Origin of the sequence: Neisseria sp. P0016.S008, assembly GCF_051957775.1 — a bacterium.
In the GTDB taxonomy this organism is placed as follows: domain Bacteria; phylum Pseudomonadota; class Gammaproteobacteria; order Burkholderiales; family Neisseriaceae; genus Neisseria; species Neisseria flavescens_B.
This window is the reverse complement of sequence record NZ_JBQCWB010000009.1, coordinates 24,758-46,392: the sequence shown is the minus strand read 5'-3', so window position 1 is coordinate 46,392 and position 21,635 is coordinate 24,758. Positions and strand designations below refer to the sequence as shown.

Annotated in this window: 22 protein-coding genes and 2 tRNA genes; 12 read left to right on the top strand and 12 right to left on the bottom strand. The window is 51.4% G+C overall.

What is annotated here, in order from left to right:
- Positions 1-92: 92 nt before the first annotated feature.
- The 6 genes from ACTHS8_RS10245 (at position 93) to ACTHS8_RS10220 (ending at position 6,832) form a co-directional block, all read left to right on the top strand.
- On the top strand, positions 93-1,055 hold the full coding sequence (locus ACTHS8_RS10245) for a siderophore ABC transporter substrate-binding protein (protein WP_440373645.1): 963 nt from the start codon (positions 93-95) through the stop codon (positions 1,053-1,055).
- Positions 1,056-1,287: 232 nt separating this feature from the next.
- Positions 1,288-2,256 (top strand): ABC transporter permease, encoded by a 969-nt coding sequence (locus ACTHS8_RS10240; RefSeq protein ID WP_063068311.1) that lies wholly within the window; start codon positions 1,288-1,290, stop codon positions 2,254-2,256.
- Positions 2,246-3,217: an iron chelate uptake ABC transporter family permease subunit gene (locus ACTHS8_RS10235; protein ID WP_440373644.1), complete on the top strand. Its 972-nt coding sequence runs from the start codon at positions 2,246-2,248 to the stop codon at positions 3,215-3,217. Before ACTHS8_RS10240 ends, ACTHS8_RS10235 begins: the two co-directional genes overlap by 11 nt.
- 142 nt (positions 3,218-3,359) lie before the next feature.
- Positions 3,360-5,225 carry an acyltransferase family protein gene (locus ACTHS8_RS10230; protein WP_440373643.1) on the top strand — a complete coding sequence of 622 codons (1,866 nt, stop codon included), beginning with the start codon at positions 3,360-3,362 and terminating at the stop codon, positions 5,223-5,225.
- A gap of 140 nt (positions 5,226-5,365) precedes the next feature.
- The gene (locus ACTHS8_RS10225) at positions 5,366-5,992 is read left to right on the top strand and encodes an FmdE family protein (RefSeq protein ID WP_004520976.1); all 627 of its coding nucleotides are present in this window, start codon (positions 5,366-5,368) and stop codon (positions 5,990-5,992) included.
- 81 nt (positions 5,993-6,073) lie between these two features.
- A complete protein-coding gene (locus ACTHS8_RS10220) occupies positions 6,074-6,832 on the top strand; it encodes an iron ABC transporter ATP-binding protein (protein ID WP_039862545.1) in 759 nt (252 codons plus the stop codon).
- A gap of 68 nt (positions 6,833-6,900) precedes the next feature.
- On the opposite strand, the gene ACTHS8_RS10215 is transcribed toward ACTHS8_RS10220, so the two are convergent.
- The 4 genes from ACTHS8_RS10215 to ACTHS8_RS10200 form a co-directional block, all read right to left on the bottom strand.
- Positions 6,901-8,193 (bottom strand): valine--pyruvate transaminase, encoded by a 1,293-nt coding sequence (locus tag ACTHS8_RS10215; protein ID WP_004520973.1) that lies wholly within the window; start codon positions 8,191-8,193, stop codon positions 6,901-6,903.
- A gap of 143 nt (positions 8,194-8,336) precedes the next feature.
- Positions 8,337-8,495: a DUF1328 domain-containing protein gene (locus tag ACTHS8_RS10210; RefSeq protein ID WP_039862543.1), complete on the bottom strand. Its 159-nt coding sequence runs from the start codon at positions 8,493-8,495 to the stop codon at positions 8,337-8,339.
- A 71-nt stretch (positions 8,496-8,566) separates the two neighbouring features.
- Positions 8,567-8,761, bottom strand: coding sequence for a CsbD family protein (locus ACTHS8_RS10205; protein WP_004520971.1), 195 nt, complete (start codon positions 8,759-8,761; stop codon positions 8,567-8,569).
- Between the two features lie 301 nt (positions 8,762-9,062).
- The gene (locus ACTHS8_RS10200) at positions 9,063-9,362 is read right to left on the bottom strand and encodes a porin (protein WP_004520970.1); all 300 of its coding nucleotides are present in this window, start codon (positions 9,360-9,362) and stop codon (positions 9,063-9,065) included.
- A 94-nt stretch (positions 9,363-9,456) separates the two neighbouring features.
- On the opposite strand from ACTHS8_RS10200, the gene ACTHS8_RS10195 reads away from it, so the two are divergent.
- The 4 genes from ACTHS8_RS10195 (at position 9,457) to ACTHS8_RS10180 (ending at position 13,369) form a co-directional block, all read left to right on the top strand.
- Positions 9,457-10,287 carry a carbon-nitrogen hydrolase family protein gene (locus ACTHS8_RS10195; protein ID WP_004520969.1) on the top strand — a complete coding sequence of 277 codons (831 nt, stop codon included), beginning with the start codon at positions 9,457-9,459 and terminating at the stop codon, positions 10,285-10,287.
- A gap of 9 nt (positions 10,288-10,296) precedes the next feature.
- Positions 10,297-10,842, top strand: a complete 546-nt coding sequence (gene ruvC, locus ACTHS8_RS10190; RefSeq protein ID WP_003684216.1) for a crossover junction endodeoxyribonuclease RuvC — start codon at positions 10,297-10,299, stop codon at positions 10,840-10,842.
- A gap of 77 nt (positions 10,843-10,919) precedes the next feature.
- On the top strand, positions 10,920-11,804 hold the full coding sequence (locus ACTHS8_RS10185; RefSeq protein ID WP_440373651.1) for a lipid A biosynthesis lauroyl acyltransferase: 885 nt from the start codon (positions 10,920-10,922) through the stop codon (positions 11,802-11,804).
- A 770-nt stretch (positions 11,805-12,574) separates the two neighbouring features.
- The gene (locus tag ACTHS8_RS10180) at positions 12,575-13,369 is read left to right on the top strand and encodes a 3'-5' exonuclease (protein ID WP_039862538.1); all 795 of its coding nucleotides are present in this window, start codon (positions 12,575-12,577) and stop codon (positions 13,367-13,369) included.
- 84 nt (positions 13,370-13,453) lie between these two features.
- Here the strand turns inward: ACTHS8_RS10180 and prmC are convergent, their stop codons facing one another.
- The 3 genes from prmC to tldD are packed head-to-tail and all read right to left on the bottom strand — an operon-like array spanning position 13,454 to position 16,212.
- Positions 13,454-14,266, bottom strand: coding sequence for a peptide chain release factor N(5)-glutamine methyltransferase (prmC, locus tag ACTHS8_RS10175; RefSeq protein ID WP_440373642.1), 813 nt, complete (start codon positions 14,264-14,266; stop codon positions 13,454-13,456).
- Positions 14,256-14,717, bottom strand: a complete 462-nt coding sequence (locus tag ACTHS8_RS10170) for a hypothetical protein (protein ID WP_440373641.1) — start codon at positions 14,715-14,717, stop codon at positions 14,256-14,258. The genes prmC and ACTHS8_RS10170 overlap by 11 nt, the downstream gene beginning before the upstream one ends.
- Before the next feature lie 52 nt (positions 14,718-14,769).
- Entirely contained in the window at positions 14,770-16,212 is a 1,443-nt protein-coding gene (gene tldD, locus ACTHS8_RS10165) for a metalloprotease TldD (protein ID WP_440373640.1), read from the bottom strand.
- A 256-nt stretch (positions 16,213-16,468) separates the two neighbouring features.
- Between tldD and ACTHS8_RS10160 the strand changes: the two genes are divergently transcribed.
- Both ACTHS8_RS10160 and ACTHS8_RS10155 read left to right on the top strand, forming a co-directional pair.
- Positions 16,469-16,981 carry a DUF4189 domain-containing protein gene (locus ACTHS8_RS10160; protein WP_440373639.1) on the top strand — a complete coding sequence of 171 codons (513 nt, stop codon included), beginning with the start codon at positions 16,469-16,471 and terminating at the stop codon, positions 16,979-16,981.
- 215 nt (positions 16,982-17,196) lie between these two features.
- Positions 17,197-17,730, top strand: coding sequence for a DUF4189 domain-containing protein (locus ACTHS8_RS10155; protein WP_440373638.1), 534 nt, complete (start codon positions 17,197-17,199; stop codon positions 17,728-17,730).
- A 363-nt stretch (positions 17,731-18,093) separates the two neighbouring features.
- Here ACTHS8_RS10155 and ACTHS8_RS10150 read toward each other — a convergent pair whose 3' ends face one another.
- From ACTHS8_RS10150 to ACTHS8_RS10130, 5 genes are all read right to left on the bottom strand, one after another.
- On the bottom strand, positions 18,094-18,936 hold the full coding sequence (locus ACTHS8_RS10150; RefSeq protein ID WP_440373637.1) for a cell division protein: 843 nt from the start codon (positions 18,934-18,936) through the stop codon (positions 18,094-18,096).
- Positions 18,937-18,951: 15 nt separating this feature from the next.
- On the bottom strand, positions 18,952-20,712 hold the full coding sequence (locus ACTHS8_RS10145; protein ID WP_440373636.1) for a bifunctional biotin--[acetyl-CoA-carboxylase] ligase/type III pantothenate kinase: 1,761 nt from the start codon (positions 20,710-20,712) through the stop codon (positions 18,952-18,954).
- Complete coding sequence (gene rfaE2, locus ACTHS8_RS10140; protein WP_094192836.1) at positions 20,709-21,215, bottom strand: D-glycero-beta-D-manno-heptose 1-phosphate adenylyltransferase; 507 nt, start codon at positions 21,213-21,215, stop codon at positions 20,709-20,711. Before rfaE2 ends, ACTHS8_RS10145 begins: the two co-directional genes overlap by 4 nt.
- A gap of 258 nt (positions 21,216-21,473) precedes the next feature.
- Positions 21,474-21,549: transfer RNA gene (locus ACTHS8_RS10135), tRNA-His, on the bottom strand.
- 9 nt (positions 21,550-21,558) lie between these two features.
- Positions 21,559-21,635, bottom strand: a tRNA-Arg gene (locus ACTHS8_RS10130).

Below are 21,635 nucleotides of genomic sequence, written 5' to 3'. Positions count from 1 at the left end.
TGAAAACAAAAGTTTTCAGACGGCGTCTAGCTTTATAGCCCGATACAAGTTATCATTTCGATTTACTTTATTTCCGACCACGGAGAGACTCTATGTTACGTTTGACTGCTTTAGCCGTATGCTGCGCCCTCGCTTTGGGTGCGTGTTCACCGAAAGATTCTGCTTCCAATCAGGCGCAAACTGCTTCCGCTTCTGCCGCCCAAACCGAAGGTGCAAGCCTGACGGTGAAAACCGCGCGCGGCGATGCGAAAGTGCCGCAAAATCCAGAGCGTATCGCCGTTTACGATTTGGGCATGCTCGATACTTTAAACAAATTGGGCGTGAAAACCGGTTTGTCCATCGACAAAAACCGCCTGCCCTACTTGGATGAATATTTCAAAACCACCAAACCTGCCGGCACACTGTTTGAGCCTGACTACGAAGCACTCAACGCTTACAAACCGCAGCTCATCATCATCGGCAGCCGTGCAGCCAAAGCGTTTGATAAGTTGAACGAGATTGCACCGACCATCGAAATGACCGCCGAAACCGCCAATCTGAAAGAAAGTTCCAAAGAGCGCATCGACGCGCTGGCGCAAATCTTCGGCAAACAGGCCGAAGCGGACAAACTGAAAGCGGAAATCGATGCTTCGTTTGAAGCGGCGAAAACCGCTGCGCAAGGCAAAGGCAAGGGTTTGGTGGTATTGGTCAACGGCGGCAAGATGTCGGCTTTCGGCCCTTCCTCCCGTTTGGGCGGTTGGTTGCATAAAGACATCGGCGTTCCCGCTGTTGATGAATCGATTAAAGAAGGCAGCCACGGCCAGCCTATCAGCTTTGAATACTTGAAAGAGAAAAACCCTGATTGGCTGTTTGTTTTGGACCGCGGCGCGGCCATCGGCGAAGAAGGTCAGGCGGCAAAAGATGTGTTGAACAATCCACTGGTTGCCGAAACGACCGCTTGGAAAAAAGGACAGGTGGTTTACCTTGTTCCTGAAACTTATCTGGCGGCCGGCGGCGCACAAGAATTGCTGAATGCTTCTAAACAGGTAAGCGATGCGTTTAATGCCGCCAAGTAATTCGGCGCGGGCATAGCCGCCCGCTTCTTTCAGACGGCCTGAACGGTTTGATGATGCACAGGATCAAGCTGCTTGACCTGAAGTCATTGGATCTAGGCCGTCTGAAAATACATGGTGCAAATGGACAATTTTTGCCTGTTTGCATCTGTTTTTATGATGGGCAAACCTGCCCTTTTTTGCCAAATACCTTAACCCTTCGTTCAGACGGCCTTATTTTTTTCCGAACCATTTTATGTTTCACAAACCTTCATTTTTAAATGCGGTCAACGGTGTGGCGCTGCTGATATTGTTTGCCGTCAGCCTGTCGGTCGGCGTGGCCGAATTCAAATGGTCCGCCCTGTTTTCGCTATCCGACAGCCAGCAAGTCATGTTCATCAGCCGCCTGCCGCGCACGTTTGCGATTGTGCTGACGGGTGCGTCGATGGCAGTGGCCGGCATGATTATGCAGATTTTGATGCGCAACCGTTTTGTCGAACCGTCGATGGTGGGCGCAAGCCAAAGCGCGGCTTTGGGTTTGCTGTTGATGACCCTGCTACTTCCGGCCGCGCCGCTGCTGGCAAAAATGTCGGTTGCCGCCGTTGCCGCGCTGATCGGGATGTTGGTCTTTATGCTGCTGATCCGCCGCCTGCCGCCGACCGCGCAACTGATGGTGCCTTTGGTCGGGATTATTTTCGGCGGTGTGATTGAGGCGGTGGCCACCTTTATCGCGTATGAAAACGAAATGCTGCAAATGCTGGGCGTGTGGCAACAGGGCGATTTTTCCGGCGTGTTGCTCGGGCGGTATGAATTGTTGTGGGCAACGGGGATTTTGGCTTTGTTTGCCTATTTAATTGCCGACCAGCTGACGATTTTGGGTTTGGGCGAAACAGTAAGCGTGAATTTGGGGCTGAACCGGACGGCGATTCTGTGGTCGGGGCTGATTATTGTGGCACTGATTACGTCTTTGGTGGTCGTGACGGTCGGCAATATTCCGTTTATCGGCCTAGTCGTGCCGAACATCATCAGCCGCCTGATGGGTGACAAGCTGCGCCAAAGCCTGCCTGCGGTGGCCTTGCTGGGCGCGTCTTTAGTATTGCTGTGCGATATTGTCGGACGCGTGATTGTGTTTCCATTTGAAATTCCGGTCTCTACGGTTTTTGGCGTGATGGGGACGGTTTTGTTTTTGTGGCTTTTATTAAGGAAACCTGCTCATGCCGTCTGAAAAAAATATCGGTTTTATGGCAGGAAGCAGCCGTCCGTTGTGGGTCGCCTTTGCGCTGTTGCTGGTTTCCTGCATTCTGTTTATGACACTCAACGTCAAAGGCGACTGGGACTTTGTCTTGCACCTGCGCCTGACCAAGCTTGCCGCGCTGCTGATGGTCGCCTATGCGGTCGGCGTGTCCACGCAACTCTTCCAAACGCTGACCAACAATCCGATTCTGACCCCTTCGATTTTGGGTTTCGATTCGCTGTATGTGTTTTTGCAGACCTTGCTGGTGTTTACGCTCGGCGGCGTGGGCTATGCTTCCTTGCCGTTGACGGGCAAATTCGGCTTTGAACTGGTCGTCATGATGGGCGGCTCACTGCTGCTGTTCTACACGCTCATCAAACAGGGGGGGCGCGATTTGTCGCGCATGATTTTAATCGGCGTGATTTTCGGGATTTTGTTCCGCAGCCTGTCATCGCTGCTTTCGCGCATGATTGACCCCGAAGAATTTACCGCGGCGCAGGCGAATATGTTTGCCACCTTCAATACCGTCCACTCGGAATTGTTGGGCATCGGCGCAGTCGTGTTGCTCATCAGCGCCGCCGTGATCTGGCGCGAACGCCACCGCCTCGACGTTTACTTGCTCGGCCGCAATCAGTCCATTAATTTGGGCATCAACTACACGCGCAATACCTTATGGCTGCTGCTCTGGATCGCTGCGCTGGTTGCGACCGCGACCGCCGTTGTCGGCCCGGTAAGCTTTTTCGGCCTGCTGGTCGCCGCGCTGGCCAACCATTTTTCCCCGTCGGTGAAACATTCCGTCCGCCTGCCCATGACTTTTTGTGTCGGCGGCATCCTATTGGTCGGCGGGCAAACCATCTTCGAACACTTCCTCGGCATGCAGGCCGTATTGAGCGTAGTCGTCGAATTTGCAGGCGGATTGGTATTTTTATATTTGGTGTTGAAAAAGAAATAAATTAAACGTGCCCAAACGCTCGCAAAAATAAATTCAGGCCGTCTGAAATCCATGTTTTCAAAATATTTAATCCTTGAAATGAAACTAAATTTCTGACATGTACTCATAGTAAACATTACTGGATTTACTAAAATTACAAAAAATGAGCACGACATTAAAATACCGTCCCGACTTGGACGGCATCCGGGCGTTGGCAGTCTTGGCTGTCATTATTTTCCACATTGATGCCGCTTGGCTGCCCGGCGGCTTTCTCGGCGTGGATATGTTTTTCGTCCTGTCAGGCTATCTGATCACCACCATCATCAGCCGCGAAATGCAAAACGGCAGTTTTTCGTTTTTAGAGTTTTACAAACGCCGCGCGAAGCGCATTTTGCCCGTTTTCTCCTGCGTATTGCTGTGTACGAACTTGGCCGCCGCAATCTTTTTCTTGTCGTTTGACCTGCGCCAATACGTCAAATCCGCAGTGTTTGCGTTGCTGTTTTCGGCCAACCTGTTTTTTGCACGGCGCGGCGGTTATTTCGATGCCGATGCAGCGGAAAAACCTTTGCAACACATTTGGTCTTTATCGCTAGAGGAGCAGTTTTACTTTGTTTTTCCAGTTTTGCTGACTGCTTTTTTCCGATTCAGCAAAGGGCGCAACATCCGCCAATTCATCCTTTTGCTGATTGTATTGAGCCTGTTGTCCGTCTTTTTGCCCACCTTCGGCATGGATCCTTATTTCCTGCCTTATGTGCGCGCATATGAGCTGCTGATCGGCGCACTTTTTGCCTTTATTCCGCCCTCCCAAACCAACGACCGTTTCAGCACACCTGTGGTCGGCTGGGCGATGATGGCGGTGATTGCCGCCATGTTGCTGCTTCCTTACGGCGTATTGCCCGGCGAAGGCAATATCGAACGGCTGCTGTGCTGTACGGCGGTTGGCGGCTTGATTTACTCGGGCAAAACCCTGCAAACGCAAAACGGCTTCAATACCGCCAAACTGTTGAGCCTCAAGCCTGTTGTGTTTATCGGTTTGATTTCCTATTCGCTGTATCTGTGGCATTGGGTGGTCTTAGCCGTCATGCGCTATGTTTACATGGACAACGCTTTGCCAATGTCCGCGATTGTATTGGCAGTGGTGCTGATGTCCGGCTTGTCTGTTTTGTCCTATTACTTTGTCGAAACACCGGCGCGACGGATAAAGAATTTCACCACCCAAAAATTCATCGGAGTAATCGCTGCCTATTTCGCCCTGCTGATTCCTGCCGTCGGCTACCTGCTGACTGCCAAACCGGCCGCATACGAGGCAAACCTATATACGGTTGACGAAAGTAAAATCTGCGCGGATACCTTGACCAAAACCGACTGCGCTGTCGGCGCGGAAAACCAAAGCAGCAAAGTCCTGCTGATGGGTGACTCCCACGCCGCCCACCTGACGCCCTTTATCGATATGGTGGGCAAACAGGAAGGCTTTGCCGCCGACATTATCTCGTCCAACAGTTGCGGCGTTGCCTTCGGCTTCCTCCTGCCGCAAAGCGACCGCCGTGCCAACCGTTGCAACCCTTACAACCGCTTTATCGCACAAAAAGTCGAAAACTATCCGGTGGTCTTTATCTCGCAACGTTGGTTCCTGTATACCGACAAGCCTGGTTTTACGGAGCATTTCGGCAAAATGCTCGACACCCTGATTCAACAGGGTAAACAGGTTTACGTCTTTGCCGACACGCCGATGAGCGCGCAACTGCCCCTGCGCCATTACTACCTGAAACAGCGTCTCGGCATCGATATGCAATACGTTTCCGAGCATAAAAAAGCGGAAATTGCCCGCTCCGCCGAAGCGGAAAAAACCATAGAAAACATAGTCAAACAGCGGCCTGCCGTGCATTGGGTCAACATCATGGAGCCTATTCCGGCAGACAAAACCATAGACGGCCTGCCGATATATTTCGACACCAACCACCTCAACACCCACGGCGCGACAAAACTGGCGGAAAAATTTATACAGGACAAAAAAATACTCCTAAAATAACACCGCAGTTTCAGTCCGAAACCTTTGCCGCAATACTGAATGCAAATGCCGCTCAAAGCGCAGCAAACAGTATGCCGCAAAGGTTTCAGGCCGTCTGAAACCTTCAGGCGGCCTAAGCAAACCCATAAAGGATAACCCTCATGACACAAGAACGCCTCCCTTCATTCTTCGATGACGCCCCGACCATTACCGTCCAAGACGCATTGGCCGACTTCCTCGGCGCGGCCGAAAACGGCATCCTCACTTACCGCTACGCCGATGCCGTGCGCCTGTGCGGCCACTCCTGCCCGACCGTCGCCGGTGCCTACCTGATGGTGGTCAAAGGCCTGAAAGCCCTTTACGGCGAAGAGCTGCCGCAACGCGGCGACATCGAAGCCTTTATGCAGGGCGAGCGTGACGAAGGCACGACCGGCGTAACCGCTTCCGTCGTCCAACTCCTTACCGGCGCGGCACCCGAAACCGGCTTTGGCGGCGTAGGCCCAGCCGGACGCTTTGCCCGCCGCCACCTCTTGTCCTTTGGTGCAGGCGAAATCAACGGCACACTCGCGCTCCGCCGCCGCGATACCGGCAAAACCGTTGCCGTCAGCCTCAACGCCGCGCTCCAACCCTTTGCGCCGCAAATGCGCGACATCATGCCCAAAGCCGTCAGCGGCAGCGCAAGTACCGACGAACTCAAACAATTCGGCGAGCTTTGGCAAGAACGCGTCCGCGCCTTCCTGATCGACCAAGCCGACAATCCCGAATTTGTCACCGTCAGCGAAATCTAAAACGTCATAATCAATAAGTTTCAGACGGCCTTAAAACTCAAGGCCATCTGAAACCCCAATTTCCCATTTTCGGACCCGCCTATGATTACCATCCGCAACGTCAGCCACACCATCGGCAGCAACCCCATCCTCAACGACGTCAGCCTCGACATCCCCGAAGGCGGCATTACCGCGCTGATCGGCCCGAACGGCGCAGGCAAGTCCACCCTCCTCTCTTTTATGGCGCGCCTGCAGCCCTTGGTACGCGGCGACATCAGCTACGCAGGCAAAGACATCAAAACCACCCCCACCGCCGAACTCGCCCGCACGCTTTCCATCCTCACCCAAGAAAACAGCATCATGAGCCGCATTACCGTGCGCGACCTGCTCATGTTCGGCCGCTATCCCTACCACCAAGGCAGGCCGTCTGAAACGGATAAAACCATCGTCGAAGAAGCGCTCACCGAGTTCCACCTGCAAGACTTTGCCGACCGCTACCTGACCGAGCTTTCCGGCGGCCAACGCCAACGCGCCATGATTGCCATGGTGTTCTGCCAGCGCACCGACTACGTTTTGCTGGACGAACCGCTGAACAACCTCGACATGTATCATGCCCGCTCCCTCATGCAAATCCTGCGCCGACTGACCGACGAACACAAACGCACCACCGTCGTCGTCCTACACGACATCAACCAGGCCGCCGCCTACGCCGATTACGTCGTCGCCATGAAAAACGGCCAAGTCGCCATGCAGGGCAAGCCCAACGATATTTTCACCGCCGAAAACATCAAAACCTTATTCGATATGGACGTCAACGTCCTCGATTACGAAGGCAAAAAACTGGTTATCCACCATATCTAAATCCGACAAAAAGGCCGTCTGAAACCTGATTACCCACGTTTCAGACGGCCTTTGCCTATTCAAAGCATTTATTTTTTATCATACAAACCGCGCACCACGCGACCGATCGCGGCAATGCCTTTTTCCAGCGTTTCCGCGTCCTGCGCAATGCTCATGCGGATGCACTCGCGGGCGTGCGGGTAATCCTGCGTGTCGATGCCGACGAAGAAATGCTCGCCCGGAATAATCAGCGTGCCTTCGGCTTTAAGCATTTCGTACAAGGTTTGCGACGAAACAGGCAGGTTTTCAAACCAAAGCCACAAGAAAATCGCACCTTCAGGCTTGTGGATTTTCAACGGATACGCGCCCAATTCGCGTTTGAGCAGGGAAACCGCCGTTTGCGCCTGCCGACGGTAAAACGGCTGAATCACTTGGTCGGCCAGCTGTTTCAGACGGCCGTCGTTTAACAGCGGAGCCGCAATCGCCGCGCCGAAACGCGTAGGCGACAGGTTCACAATCGCATTCAAACTGCTGACGGCTTTGACCACTTCCGGCGCAGCGACAATAATGCCGGTACGCACGCCGGGCAGGCCGATTTTAGAAAGGCTGAAGCAGAGGATGATGTTTTCGTGCCAGTTGAGCGTCACATCACTGTAAGTAATATTCGGGAACGGCATTCCGTAAGCGTTGTCGATAATCAGCGGAATCCCATGCTCCTGCGCCAAAGCGTCCAAACGCGCCATCTCTCCGTCGGTCAACACATTGCCGGTCGGGTTGGTCGGGCGCGAACAGCAAATCGCACCAATTTTGCCCTCTTTCAATTCAGGCAGGCTCTCCAGCGCGTCAAAGTCCACGCGGTATTTGAAAAAGCCTGCTTCGCCTTCGTGTTCGACATTTTCGATTTTCGGCTTCACCGAAATAAAATGCTGCCCTTCGACATGCACGTCGGCATAACCGATATATTCAGGCGCAAGCGGCAACAAAATGGCTTTCTCAGCCGTTTGGCCGTCTGAAAGATTGAATTTGCCGCCAAACAGGTTGAACAAATAGAAAAACGCGTTTTGCGAACCATTGGTCAGCGCGATATTGTCCGCCGTCAGGTTCCAGCCGTATTCGCGGTTGAGAAACTCAGTCAAAGCCGCAATCAGCGCCGCATCGCCCTGCGGATTGGAATAATTGCCGATATTCTCAACAGCGTGTTCCGCCGCCAGTTTAGAAAACACATCGGCGAACACCGCATTGACTTCAGCAATCTTCGCCGGATTGCCGCCGCCAAGCATGTTGACGGGCTTGTCACTTTTGAGCGCATCGCCCAAATCGTCCATCAACTGCAAAATACCGCTGTGTTGTGTGAATTTTTCACCGAATGCTGAAAACTGCATGGAAACTCCGTTGCTAGGTGTGTGTGGAAACAATAAACCGCTATTATAAGAACAAAGGCCGTCTGAAAACCAGTTATCCTGATTGTTCAGACGGCCTATTTGACGGAATGGTGGCTTGATACAACCTTATTGGTTTACAGGTATTATTTCTTCCTGCCAAAAATCAGTGATATCACCGACAAGATCAAGAAACCGGCAAATAAAATTTTGGCTATGCCTGCCGCACTACCTGCAATACCACCGAAACCTAATACAGCTGCAATAATAGCGATTATAAAGAAAACGATCGAATAATGAAGCATGATTTTTTCCTTTCGGTTTAATATAAAACGGTCGAGGGGGATACGACCGTTTATTATGAAATTCAACGGTCTTAGCTGTTCAACCAATCATCAATTTCTTTTTCAGCTTCATCTTTAGTGCGACCGTAACGCTCTTGGATTTTACCAGCCAACTGATCGCGCTTGCCTTCGATGATGTCCAAATCGTCGTTTGTCAGCTCGCCCCATTTTTCTTTGGCTTTACCTTTAAGTTGCTCCCATTTTCCTTTGATAATATCTTCATTCATAGTTATATAATCCTATCTTATTGATTAATATTTAATTCACTGATAAAACCGCTTGCATTTAACCTTACTTGATAATTTTTTAATTTGCAAGCAATGCCAATGCTGATTTTTTAATCAGCTACCCAATATTTTATTAATTTTATAAATAATCAATAAGTTATATAAAATTGTTAAATTTTGAAAATATTAAGATATTATTGATTACCGCCTTTTACGTGTATTCTTTAAATCAATCGACCTCACTATAAAAAACAGGCCGTCTGAAAATCTTTCAGACGGCCTTTACTATCCAATCTTTCCTTTAACGGCCAAAATTATCTCGGCGTTCGCGCCAGTCTTGGCGGATGGAGCCGCTTTTGCCGACCGGTGTGTCTTGTTCGACTTCCCAAATAAAATTCGTTCCGCCGCCAATCGGATGCGAGCCGCGTAAACCGATGTGGCTGCCTTGGTCGGCAACGGCAGTTCGGCTGTATGTTTGGCCGCCAAAACGGGTTTGCGAGGTTTCGATGCCGCTTTTGATGCTGCCGTAAAGCTGTACGTCGGCATGTGCGGCCAGTGCGGCGGTGGAAAGTGCGGCAGTGAGGAGAAGTTTCAAGTTCATGGTTTATCCTTTTTTGGAGAGGAATTGTGAGGCGATTGTATCGGCCTTGTGCGTAAACAAGTTACAATTCTTGCAAAATCTGACAGGAGTTTTGATGATGCACTCTTTACGCGCTGCCGCGGTGCAAATGGTGTCGTCCACCAACCCCGAAACCAATATTGCCACGATGAAACGCCTTGTCCGCGAGGCGGCCGAACAAGGGGCGGATTGGGTGTTGCTGCCCGAATATTGGCCGCTGATGGGCAAAAACGATACGGACAAGCTGGCATTTGCCGAGCCTTTGGACGATGGACGCGTCGGCGAAACCTGCGACACCCGTTTTCAGACGGCCTTAAGCGAAACGGCAAGGGAATGCGGCGTGGTGTTGTTTGGCGGTACGGTTCCGCTGCAAAGCCCAGACGCGGGCAAGGTGATGAACACGATGCTGGTGTATGACCGCGACGGCAACCGAGTCGGGCTTTACCACAAAATGCACCTTTTCGGCTTTTCCGGTTTGGGCGAACGCTACGCCGAAGCCGATACGATACTGGCAGGCAGCGATGTGCCGAAATTGAGCGTGGACGATGTTCCGCTGGCGGCCGGCGTCTGCTACGATTTGCGCTTTCCTGAGTTTTTCCGCGCCCAGCAGCCGTTTGATGTTTTGCTGTTGCCGGCCGCGTTTACCTACACGACCGGCAAGGCGCATTGGGAATTGCTGCTGCGCGCCCGCGCAGTGGAAAACCAATGCTACGTCATCGCGTCGGCACAAGGTGGACTGCATGAAAGCGGCCGCCGCACATTCGGCCACAGTATGATTATCGACCCTTGGGGCGATGTGTTGGCGACGTTGTCGGAAGGCGAAGGCGTAATTTGTGCCGATTTGGATACCGCGCGACTGCAAAGCGTGCGCACGCGCCTGCCTGCCCTGAAACACCGATTACTTTAAACACGCACTATGTCCCAGTTCCAACCTACACGCATTCTCGGCATCGACCCCGGCAGTCGCGTAACCGGCTTCGGCGTTATTGATGTCCACGGCCGCGAACATCATTATGTTGCTTCCGGCTGTATCAAAACGCCGACCGGCGCGTCGCTTTCCGAACGCATCGCCGTGATTGTCCGCCATATCGATGAAATCATCCGCCACTATCAGCCGCATCAGGCAGCCATCGAACAAGTGTTCGTCAACGTCAACCCAGCCGCGACGTTAATGCTCGGTCAGGCGCGCGGTGCCGCGATTGCCGCTTTGGTCATGCACGATTTGCCCGTGTTTGAATACACCGCGCTTCAGGTCAAGCAGGCGGTGGTTGGCAAGGGTAAGGCCGCCAAAGAGCAGGTGCAGCATATGGTGGTCCAAATGCTTGCACTTTCAGGTACACCGCAAGCCGATGCCGCCGACGGACTCGCCGTCGCCCTCACCCACGCCCTGCGCAATCACGGATTGGCTTCGCAACTCAACCCCGACGGCTTGCAGGTCAAGCGCGGCCGTTTTCAATGGTAGGCCGACATTCAGGCCGTCTGAAATATGTTCCAGCCCGTTTTCAGACGGCCTTTCGGTTATAATAGCCCTTTGCCCACATACAGCGAGCCTTCATGAAAGCCGCCTTCCTTTTTCTCTATCTCATCCGCCTGCTGCCTTTTTGCGTGTTGCACAAGATTGCCGACGCGATCGGTATTCTCGCCTATTACGCAGTCAAACCACGCCGCAAAGTCGGCGAGGTAAACCTCAAAAAATGCTTTCCCGAGCTAAACGACAGCCAGCGCACTGCCCTGCTCAAACGCCATTTCCAACACATGGCCAAGCTGATACTCGAATACGGCCTCTACTGGTACGCGCCTGCGGACAAGCTGCGCTCGTTGGTACGCTATCAAGACAAACACCATCTTGACGAAGCCCTCGCCGCCGGCGAAAAAGTCATCATCCTCTATCCGCACTTTACCGCATTTGAAATGGCGGTTTACACGCTCAATCAGGATGTGCCGCTGACCAGCATGTATTCGCACCAAAAAAACAAAGCCCTGGACGAGCAGATCCTGAAAGGCCGCCACCGCTACAACAATGTTTTCCTGATCGGCCGCACAGAAGGCCTGCGCGCCATCATCAAACACCTGCGCAAAAGCGATGCGCCCTTTCTTTATCTGCCCGACCAAGACTTCGGCCGCAACGATTCCATTTTCGTCAATTTCTTCGGCATTCAGACGGCCACGATTACCGGCCTCAGCCGTATCGCCGGCATGACCAAAGCCAAAATCATTCCCGCCATTCCCACGCGCGAAGCCGACAATACCGTAACCCTGCGCTTCTATCCGGCTTGGGACAATTTCCCGACCGAAGATGTCGAAGCCGATACCCAGCGCATGAACGACTTCATCGAAGAGCGGGTACGCGAGCATCCCGAACAATATTTCTGGCTGCATAAACGCTTCAAAACCCGTCCCGAAGGCGAAAGCAGCTTTTATTGACTACATTGAATTACAATTTGAATATGCAAAAAGCGACGAAATCCTTCTTTCGCCGCTTTTTCATTTTAATTGAATCAAACCGAAACTCATGTTTGGTTTTAAACAATCAAATAATATTCTGCTTTAAATGCTTTAAAAACAACTTTTTTCATCGTGATTGAAACTTTCAAACAACCCTATATTTTTTCTCAAATGAAAAACATCAGGCCAATACACTTTTTTCATTTACATATTAAATTTAATTTCTTTTAAAAACAATATATTAAAAAACAGTCCATCTGAAAATATACATTTTAATCATTCAAAATATGAAATAAAATTAAATTAAAATTTAAAAAAACAAAATAAATATCTAAATTTAAAACAATTATGAAATATAATTGCAAAAATATGACAATACCTGAAATTTATACCGAAACTAGCCTTCAGAAAAAAATACTTGGCAAACTGTAAAAATTCGCGTAAATTTCACTACATCAAATTACAAAACGTTCAGACGGCCTCGCCGGTTTTAGATACTTTTGTAAGCAATTTTCTGATATTGCAAGAAATTGCGGTATTTTAGAGGATTTCGGTGCAATGCCCGAAATGAAAGTTTACCGATGCAGAGTTGAGCTGCATCTGTAAAGCCGCAGGTGAAAGCCTGTATTGTTTGTGAAGCGTAAATCTCTGATTTGAGGTATTGGGGCAATCCTGTGGGGGATTGCCTCTTTTTTTATCTGCGCCGTCATGCCACAATGACATCATCCCTTATCCAACCCGATCACGCCATGACTCCGATACTTGCCTTCGACATCGAAACCATTCCCGACGTAAACGGCATCCGCCAGCTTTACGATTTGCCTGCCGATTTGCCCGACAACGAAGTCGTCCTGTTTGCCCAGCAGCAACGCCGCACCAAAACCGGCAGCGACTTTATGCAACACCATCTGCACCAAGTCGTCGCCATCTCCTGCTGTATGCGCTGGGGTCAGGACAAAATCCGCGTCAGTACCATCGGCGATCCCGAAGACAGCGAAGAAGTCATGATTGCCAAATTCTTCGAGGTCATCGAAAACTATACGCCGCAACTCGTCAGCTGGAACGGCGGCGGTTTCGACCTGCCCGTCCTCCACTACCGCGCCCTGATACACGGCATCAGCGCCGCCCGTTATTGGGACATGGGCGACGGCGACTTTGGCGACAGCCGCGACTTTAAGTGGAACAACTACATCAGCCGCTACCACTCCCGCCATTGCGACCTGATGGATTTGCTCGCCCTCTACCAACCGCGTGCCAGCGTGCCTTTGGACGATATGGCCAAACTCTGCGGCTTCCCCGGCAAACTGGGCATGGACGGTAGCAAGGTCTGGGACGCTTATCATGCAGGCCGTCTGAAAGACATCCGCGACTACTGCGAAACCGATGCCGCCAATACCTACCTGATGTATATGCGCTTTCGCATGATGAGCGGCGCGCTCGATGCCGACGAATACGAAGTCGAAATCAAACGCATCAAACATTATCTGGCCGCACAAGCCGAAGAAAAACAACACTGGGCGGAGTTCGTCGCTGCTTGGCGTTAAATCAGGCCGTCTGAACAGCTAAACCAAAAAACCAAAAGGGCGTGATCGACACGCCCTTTTTTATATTTCGACAAACCATGCCCATTAAGCAGGCAAACGCCCCAGCGTGACCCTGTCCAATCCAGCCAAATCCTGTTCGGTTGCCACTTCGGCAAAACCGTTCTCCAACATAATGTTCCGTACTGCTTCGCCTTGGTCATAGCCGTGTTCAAACAGCAGCCAGCCGTTAGCTTTCAGGTATTTTGGGGCTTCTTGAATAATGTGGCGGATATGGCTGAGGCCGTCTGAAAAGTCGGTCAACGCGTTTTGCGGTTCAAACCTCAAATCACCTTGCGACAAATGTTCATCGCCGTTCTCGATATACGGCGGATTGGAAACAATCACATCGTATCGGCCTTCAGACGGCCTGTCGGTATCAAACCACGAACCCTGCGCAAACTCGACTTTTGCACCCAATTCTGCCGCATTTTGACGGGCGGTATCCAAAGCACCGACGCTGATGTCGGATGCGCGAACATCGGCATCAACGCGTTCAAGCGCGACGGTCACGGCAATGGCGCCGCTGCCCGTTCCCAAATCCCACACGCGGCCTTGCTGTGGCAAGCGTTTGAGCACGGCTTCCACCAAATGCTCGGTTTCAGGGCGTGGAATCAGCACATGCGGATTGACGGCAAAGCGTCGTCCGTAAAACTCGCGTTCGCCCAACAGATAGGCCATCGGCTCGCCTTGCAAACGGCGTTGCGTCAAAATCTCCAAGGTTTGCAGGGCGGATTCTGCCAAATCGTCCGTACCGCGTGTCACTAGCTGCGCGCGCGTATAACCCAGCGCATATTGCAACAACATCCGCGCTTCGTTTTTGGGCAGTGCCGATTGGCGCAACCATTCATCAAGCGTCATTTTTCGTCCCATCTGCCAGCGTTGCGGCTTTTCTTTCCCTATTCTTTCCGGCAAACGTGCCGATGGTGGCAACCGCAAATGCGGCATACCACAAATAAAATCCAGCACCGTAGCGCACAATATCCGCTGTATTCCCTGCTTCATCGACGTGTACGGCTTTCACACTGAAAGCCACCAGCGCCAAGCCCCAAAGCGCCGCATGGACAGGCACGACCTTCTTCCGCAACGCCAGCAAAACAATGGCCGCCAACCAAACATAATTGGCATAGGCCGCACAATACCTGATATCCAAAGAAGCAAATATCGACCCCAAAATCAAAACGGTTACACCCTTCATGCTTTCATGATTGCCCAAATAAAATGCAACATTGGACAAAGATGCTATCCAAAGGGCAACCGACACCAGCAACATCACTATGGGAAAACTTGATTTCCGATTCTCTTCCTGCATGGTTTTATCCTAATGTAAAAGGCCGTCTGAAACCTTTCAGACGGCCTGCCGTTTAAATTTCGCTACCACCGACGGTCAGTCCGGCATCAATCCTCAGGGTCGGTTGTCCGACGCCGACAGGAACGCTCTGCCCTTCTTTGCCGCAGACGCCGATGCCGCTATCGAGCGCGGAGTCGTTGCCTATCATGGAAACGTGTTTCAGCACTTCGGGGCCGTTGCCGATAATGGTCGCACCTTTGACAGGATATTGCAGCTTGCCGCCTTCCACCCACCACGCTTCGGATGCGCTGAACACAAACTTGCCGCTGGTAATGTCCACTTGTCCGCCGCCGAAGTTGACCGCGTAAATGCCCTTGTCGATGGACGCGATGATTTCTTCCGGCTCATAGCCGCCGTTTTCCATAAAGGTATTGGTCATGCGCGGCATAGGTGCGGAAGCGTAACTTTCGCGGCGGCCGTTGCCGGTCGATTGCGTGCCCATCAGGCGGGCGTTGGTTTCGTCCTGCATATAGCCGACCAAAATACCGTCTTCAATCAATACCGTACGGCGGGTTTCGTTGCCTTCGTCGTCGATATTGAGCGAACCGCGTCTGTCGGCAATATCGCCTTGATCCACAACGGTAACGCCTTTGGCGGCCACGCGCTCGCCGATTCGACCGGAAAAAACGCTGGTTTCTTTGCGGTTGAAATCGCCTTCCAAACCATGTCCGACCGCTTCATGCAACAACACGCCCGGCCAGCCGTTGCCCAAAACAACGGTCATCTCGCCGGCAGGCGCAGGACGGGATTCGAGATTGGTTAGGGCTTGTTTGACGGCGGAATCGACAAACCGATGCACCAAGTTTTCATCGAAATACGCCAAATCATAACGTCCGCCGCCGCCCGCGCTGCCCTGCTCGCGACGCTCGCCCTGCTTGGCAATGACGGTTACGTTCATGCGCACCATCGGGCGGATGTCGGCAGCGTGTTTACCGTCCAGACGGGCGATGTACACCATGTCGTATTCGCAGGTCAAACCGGCCATCACTTGCACGATACGCGGATCGGCGGCTTTGGCCAGCGTTTCGACTTTGTTCAACAGCGCGACTTTGGCAGCGGAATCAAGGCTGGCAATAGGGTCAATCGCCATGTGGACAGGCTTGCCGTAGGCAGGTGTCGGCACTTTGACACTGGCCTCGTTGCCGGCCGCACCAATCACGCGCACGGCTTTGGCAGAGCGGTTGATCGAATCGATACACAGGCTGTCGGCGTAGGCAAAAGCAGTTTTATCGCCCGAAACGGCACGCACGCCCACGCCCTGATCGATTTGAAAACTGCCCGATTTAACGATGCCTTCTTCCAGATGCCAACTTTCATAGGCAGTGCGCTGACAATAGATGTCGGCATAATCGACATGGTTGGCGCCGATAATGCTCAGGCTTTGGGCGAGCAAATCGGGGGAAAGATGGTTGGCTTCGAGCAAATCTCGCTGTACGGCGGCGTAGGTTTGTTGCATAATTTTTCAGACGGCCCGACAAGCAGGCAAAGTTAATTTGGCCTTGATTATACGGTATTTTATATGGCTTTGGATATGTTGATTGCTTGGGTTTATGAGTGATTGAAACAAATCAAAAGGCCGTCTGAAATATAGGGTCGAAATGTTTGCTTTACCCTAGTTCAACGTCAGCCGCGTAGAGAAGATAACAAATCATCGTATGATTGATGCAGCGCAGGCTGATAAAGATTCAAATAATAAATAGATTGGAATTAAAATGAAAAAGTTACTTGTTGTATTGCTAGGACTGGCAAGTCTTAATATTTGCATTGCTAATCCTACCTATGATGCAACTAGGGGCGCATTACAAAATGACCCTGGTTTATGTCAATACGGATATAACCGTAATTGTGGCTCATCTGGTTACCACCAACAAAGACGAACTACGGAAATCGTTAATATCAATGTCCCTTCAAAATACGGTGCATGGGCAATCAATCCTAAAACAGGTATATCAGGTGGCGCACTCGAGATGGATTCGCTTGCCTCTGCAAAAAAACAAGCTATTAAAACCTGCGAAGAAGGTGGAAAAAATAAACCATGTAAAGTTGAGGCTTGGGTTCGCAATGGCTGTATCGCTGTCGCTCAAGGAAAAGATGGTTCAGCTTTTTTTGGTATAACCTCCTATCCAGGGATGGCTGAAGATGAAGCCTTGAGAAAATGTCAAGAAAATGGAGCTTTACAATGTAGAATTATTGCCACCGAAGGTTGCTCTATGCCTAAATTCTAATAGACAAAGTGCCGTTATTTTATATGGCTTTGGATATGTGATTGTTTGGGTTTATGAGTGATTGAAACAAATCAAAAGGCCGTCTGAAACATGGGTCGAAATGTTTGCCTTACCCTATTTCAACGTCAGCCGCTTAAAGAAGATAACAAATCATCGTAGGATTGATGTAGCGGCAGGCTGATAAAGATTCAAATAATAAATAGATTGGAATTGAAATGAAAAAGTTACTTTTTTTATTGCTAGGACTGGCAAGTCTTAATGTTTATGCCAACGGCTGTGGCGGTGAATACCAACCGGCAACTGGAACCTGTCGTATTATCGACAGCTCCGGCAGACAAATTTTATATAACGTTGGCAGACCACAATCTTCTAATAATGGTTATTCTCAAAACCAACCAAGCGTTGTCAATATCGATGTTCCTTCAAAATACGGTGCATGGGCAGTTAACATTAAAACAGGTATTTCAGGCGGTGCAATCGAGATGGATTCACTTGCTGCTGCAAAAAAACAAGCCATCAAAACTTGTGAACAGGGTGGCCGTAATGCACCATGTGTAATTGGAGTATCTGTTAGAAACGGCTGTATCGCCGTTGCTCAAGGACAATCTGGCAAAAAGGTAAAAACGTTCTATGGAACAGAGCCCTCTATTGGACAAGCAGAACCGGCAGCCTTAAGAAAATGTCAAGCTTCGGGAGCTGTACAATGTAGAATTACCACGCCTGAGGGATGCTCACTGCCTAAATTCTAATAGACAAAAGGCCGTCTTTATTCAGACGGCATTTTCAATCACGGCAAAGCCGATACCGAAATTTAATTTCCATACAAAACAAATCATTACGACAAAACCTATTATTTTTTCAATTTTGCTATTGATAATAGTTATTATTAGCGTATAATCAAAACCACTCGGAAGACGTCCTAATCCGAGCCATTAAACGACAGATTTTATCCCCCTCTTCCCCATTATCTCTTAATACTCGGAGTGCGCATATACGAAACATACCTGTTCCCCTTTATATCAGATACTCAAAACCGAAAAACATGAAACCCACTGCCGATACAGTGGGTTTCGTGTTTTATGGCGTTTGGTTTATCATGCCGTCTGAAACTATTATCGGCAGGTTTTCATGTTCAACTTGCCATAACGGCCGACAATGTTTCTGATGTCTTGGGCATCGCGCTCGTCAACCGCCATAAAGACCACGGTCATGCGCGCCACGCTCAAACCGGTATCGGGTGCGCTTCTGTCTTCCTGTTCGACAATGCGCGCGCCGCCGAAACCTGCGCTGGACAAGCGTGAAATCAAAACTTGGGCGGAAGAGCGGCTGCGTGTTACGTCAATGCTGATTTCGCCGTTGTGAATGCTGCCGCTAAAGCCGCGGCTGCCCAAGGCATCAAGCTGGGCGGAGGTGTCGCCGTCGGCAGGCAAGACCACGCGGAAGGTTTTGGAAGCAGTCTCGCCACCGGATGCGCCGTTGCGTTTTTCGATACTGCGGCTGGCGGCATGAGGCCATTTGCCCAACAGGCCTTTGATGCGGTGGTAATCGTCTTCATCCATCACCACAGTGGCGCTGCTGGTACACAAGCGTTCCACGCCGGCCGCGCCCATTTCTTCTTCAGCGGCGCGACGCTCTTGCGCCTCTTTCTCGCGGCGCATTTTTTCTTTTTTCTCTTTCAACTGCTGTGCTTCTTGCTTTTTACGCAAGGCTTCCGCTTCTTCGGATTCAGGTTCGGCCATAATCAGGCCGTCTGATTCGACCACCACCCAATCGGGTTGCGATGCCTGCTGAGGCTCGGCTTTGGACACGTCCAAAGAAGACGGGCGCAATAATTCGTGCGTACCGCCTTCCAAAGCAGATTCGGGTTTGGTGGTTTTATGTTGTGTTCGATAGGCAACCATGCTGCCAAAAACAATGATGTTGAGTGCGACCAAGACCGCAAACAGCCATTTCATGATGCGTTTTCCTTTTTATTGCCCGTTGCGATGGGCAATCCAATGCAAGAGCCCGTGAATCACGAGATTATCGACGATTTTCACCTGATTGTCATGAACGAATGACTCCGGCAGCGCCTGCACGACTCTGGCCGCGCCGCCGCCCGTGATAATAATATCGACCGGTTTGCCCTTGCCCGTTTTGTCTTTCAGACGGCCATGCATCATCATCAACGCGCCGCAAACGGCATCCATCATGCCGCTGGCAATGGCGTTCGGCGTTGTGGTTGGGAACGGATATACCTTGCCGATTGGGCGGTTGAGATTGGCGGTCTTGAGCGCCATCGCCTCTTTCATCAAGTGGAAACCGGGCATGATGGTGCCACCGAGATAATGATTGTCTTCCGTCAGCGCGTCGGTGGTTACGGCGGTGCCGCAGCTGACGACGACGCAGGCGTTTTGCGTAAAGCGGCGGCTGCCCAACGCATTAAACCAACGGTCGGAGCCATGTTCTTCAGGGCGGCGATAATGGTTGCGGATACCCAAGGCCTGCGGCATGGAAGACAGCCATTCGACCGGACGGGTTAATTGTTCTTCCACCATCGCTTTTTTTACCGAACCACACACGGCGCAACCGACAATCTTTACATCTTCATCGGCAAATTGCAGCCATTCTTCGCCCAGCTGGGTCAAATCACGATACGGCGCGCGGCCGACTTCGGAAAATGTGCCGTTCTCTACCCACGCCCATTTCAACTGACTGTTGCCGCCGTCCAGCAGCAAAAAGCGTTCTGGTTTCGCAGCGGCAGGTTGTGCCGGGCGGTTATCCGGGCGCAAACTGATCTCGCCGCTGACGATGGTTTTTTCGCCTTTGTCCGTCTGCAAACGCAACGCGCCTTGCGCATCCACGCCTTTGACCACGCCTTCGTGGACAACACGTCCTTCCTGAAGCAACAATACTGGTCTGCCCGTGTCGCGGTTGGCGGCATCGTATTCGCCGACACATGACGCGAATCCGTTTTGCGCGTATTCGTTCAACAGCGCATCAAGTTGCGCCAATACCGCATTCAACAAGGTTTTGACGCTTACGCCCTGCTTAGAGGCCGCCTGAAACAAGGCCTGCACGGAAGTGGCGTTTTCAACTTCTTTCGGCAATACAAAATTGATGCCGATGCCGATGACGGCGACGGTTTTATTCTCTACCCGCGCCGTTTCAATCAAAATACCGGCCAATTTATCGTTGGCTACGACCAAATCGTTCGGCCACTTGATCTTCACGTCCAAACCAATATCGGCAAGCGCACGGCGGCAAGCCAATGCCACCACCAACGCCAGCGAACCCAGCTCATATTGCGGCTTATCAAACGTCCAGCCCAAGCTGAACATCAGACATTCGCCCTGTCGGTTGACCCAACTCCGCCCTTGCCGTCCGCGTCCTTTAGTTTGGAAATGCGCCACACACAAGGCCTTATGCGCCAAGTCCGCCGACTGGCGCGCCAATGCCATGATTTCATCGTTGCTGGACGAACATTCGTGTTTCAACTGCGCACGAAAACCCTGTTTTCCGGCCATTTGTTGCAGAGATTCTTCGGAAAACACAGCCAAAGGGCGAACCAAACGCCATTGCCCGTCGTGCTGGCGCAGCAAACCGCGGATATGGCCCGGCATCTGCTGCCAGAATCCGTTTAATTGTTGCGGCTTCATCCCGACCACTCGCGCCAACTGAGAAACGTGTTGCGGCAGGCCGTCTGAAAGCGCGGCGAGCAAGGCCCAATGGCGGCTGTTCAAATCCGTCATTCGCCTCCTCCGGCTTCGCGGATTTTCGCCAACGTTTTGGTGGTCGAAGTCTGGTGTAAAAACGGAATCGAAAATACTTTGCCGCCACGCGCAAACGTCTCGGCCGCACCGACAATCTTATCCACAGGCCAGTCGCCGCCTTTAATCAATACATCGGGTTTGACCATTTCAATCAACGCGGCCGGCGTGTCGTCATCAAACCATGTGACCAAATCCACGCTCTCCAATGCCGCTGCCACTGCCGCGCGGTTTTCCAAAGGATTAATCGGACGGTCGTCCCCTTTGCCCTGACGGCGCACCGACGCATCGGTATTCAACGCCAATACCAAAGCCGCACCGGCCGATCGCGCCTGCGCCAGATAGGTTACATGGCCCCTATGGAGAATATCGAAACAGCCGTTGGTAAACACCAGCGGACGGGGCAATGCCGCCAAACGCTCCGCCAGCTTTTCGGGCGGACAGATTTTGGATTCAAATTCTGGAGCTGACCATTCGGACATGATGCGGTTCCTTTGTGAATGAAACAGAAAATAACCGGGATATTATAAAGGATAACGGCGAAACGCCATAAAAAGATACCAAACGGTACAATATTCGGGTTTGACTGCGTATTCATTGATATTTGATAACACAGCAAACGCCATTTTTTCCGATGCCATGATGAAACGGTTTGATAAATACTTTTTTGAAACCCAATTAAATCTGAAGTAAAATTCGGGTATAAATGGAAAAAGCCTGCATACAATATGCAGGCTTTCATCTGGGGTGGCTGATGGGGCTCGAACCCACGACAACTGGAATCACAATCCAGGGCTCTACCAACTGAGCTACAGCCACCGTAAAAATTGGCACGCCCGACAGGAATCGAACCTGTAACCCCCGACTTAGAAGGTCGGTGCTCTATCCGGTTGAGCTACGGGCGC